The organism is Streptomyces phytophilus (assembly GCF_013870535.1).
Taxonomy (GTDB): domain Bacteria; phylum Actinomycetota; class Actinomycetes; order Streptomycetales; family Streptomycetaceae; genus Streptomyces; species Streptomyces phytophilus.
On record NZ_JACBXC010001195.1, the window covers coordinates 1 to 1835 of the forward strand.

The window sequence follows — 1835 nt, forward strand, 5'->3', positions numbered from 1 at the left end:
CGGCACGCCGCGGCCCGTACCGTCCAGCTCGGGGTGTGGACCTCGGCCACGGCGCTGCGCCTGGACATCGCCGACGACGGACCCGGACGCCCGCCGCGGCGCCCGCTGGGCCTGGGCATCGCGTCGATGACCCGGCGCGCGGAGGAGGTGGGCGGCACGCTGCGGATCCTGCCGCGGACGGACCTGCCGCACGGCACGCTGGTGCGGGCGCTGCTGCCGGGAGGGCCGGGATGAGCGCGGTGCGGGTGTACGTCGTCGACGACCACCCGGTGTTCCGGGACGGGGTGCGGGTGGCGCTGGAGAACGTGCCGGACCTGGAGGTGGCGGGCGAGTCGGGGGCGGGCGAGGACGCGCTGACGGCGCTGGCGGAGCCGGACGCGGAGGTCGACGTGGTGCTGATGGACCTGCACCTGCCGGGCTGCTCGGGAGTGGAGGCGACGCGGCAGCTCAACTCCCCGGGCCGGGGCGGGCGCCCGCCGCGGGTGCTGGTGATGTCGGCGTCGGTGGAGGACGACGCGGTGGTCGCGGCGCTGCGCGCGGGCGCGTACGGCTACCTGGACAAGGGGGCGTCGCGGGCGGAGCTGCTGGGCGCGGTGCGGTGTGTGGCGGCGGGCGGCGCGGTCTTCAGCCCGGCGGTGGCGGAGCGGCTGAGCCGGTACTTCTCGGCGCTGCACACGGTGCCGGCGGGGCGGGCGTTCCCGCAGCTGACGCAGCGGGAGCGGGAGGTGCTGGACCTGATCGCGCGGAGCTACAACAACCGGCGGATCGCGCGGGAGCTGGTGCTGTCGGAGAAGACGGTGCGGAACCATATCTCGAACATCTTCACGAAGTTGGGCGTGCAGGACCGGATCGCTGCGATGCTGCGGGCGCGGGAGGCGGGGTTGGGGGAGTGACCTGGGGTCGGGGGTGGGGCGGGGGAGGGTTTCCCGGCGTGCAGGGCCGGATCGCGGCGATGTTGCGGGCGCGGGAAGCCGGGTCGGGGGAGTGAGCTGCGGTGGGCTGCACCCGATCCCCCCCGGAGGGGATCAGCGGCGGGACGGGGTCACCAGGCCCGTTTCGTAGGCGGTGATGACCAGTTGGATGCGGTCCCGGGCGTCCAGCTTCGTCAGCAGGTGGCTCACGTGCGACTTCACCGTCGGCAGGCTCAGCCCCAGCCGGTCCGCGATCTCCCCGTTCGCCAGCCCGCGGGCCACCAGCACCAGCACCTCCTGCTCCCGCACCGTCACCCGCGTCAGGTCCCGCGGCAGGTCCGGCAGCGGCTCCGGCAGCCGGCTGAAGTGGCGGATCAGGCGCTGCGTCACCGACGGCGCCAGCAGCGCCTGCCCGCGGGCCACGACGCGGATCGCGCGCAGCAGTTCCGCCGGCGGGGTGTCCTTGAGCAGGAAGCCGCTCGCGCCTGCACGGAGGGCCCCGTACACGTACTCGTCGAGGTCGAACATCGTCAGGATCAGCACCCGCACCCCGGCCGTCGCGGGGGAGCCGCAGATCTGCCGCGTCGCCTCGATGCCGTCGACCTCCGGCATCCGCACGTCCATCAGCACGACGTCCGGCAGCTCCGCCGCCGCCAGCCCGACCGCCTCCGCCCCGGTCGCCGCCTCGCCCACCACGCTGAGCCCGGGCGCCGTCTCCACCAGCACCCGGAAGCTTCCGCGCAGCAGCGCCTGGTCGTCGGCGACCACGACTCGGATCGACATGTGTACACGCCCCGTCCCCGGCCCCCTGCGGGCGTGACGATACCCGGCGGTGCGTCACCGGTTCGTCACGGGGGGTACAACTCCGGCCAGAGGTGGGCCCCTTCCCCCGCCACGCGAAACGGGGGAAGGGGCCGGCACGGC

General features: G+C 74.9%; 2 protein-coding genes and 1 pseudogene. 2 read left to right on the top strand and 1 reads right to left on the bottom strand.

Annotated features, from left to right (window positions below; genetic code table 11):
• Positions 1 to 234 (top strand): annotated as a pseudogene (locus tag H5J30_RS30675) (sensor histidine kinase); the annotation flags it as partial.
• Positions 231 to 893 (top strand): response regulator, encoded by a 663-nt coding sequence (locus tag H5J30_RS30680; RefSeq protein WP_181790729.1) that lies wholly within the window; start codon positions 231 to 233, stop codon positions 891 to 893. The pseudogene H5J30_RS30675 and the gene H5J30_RS30680, both read left to right, overlap by 4 nt.
• Positions 894 to 1025: 132 nt before the next feature.
• Here H5J30_RS30680 and H5J30_RS30685 read toward each other — a convergent pair whose 3' ends face one another.
• A complete protein-coding gene (locus H5J30_RS30685) occupies positions 1026 to 1694 on the bottom strand; it encodes a response regulator (protein WP_125937798.1) in 669 nt (222 codons plus the stop codon).
• Positions 1695 to 1835 lie beyond the last annotated feature (141 nt).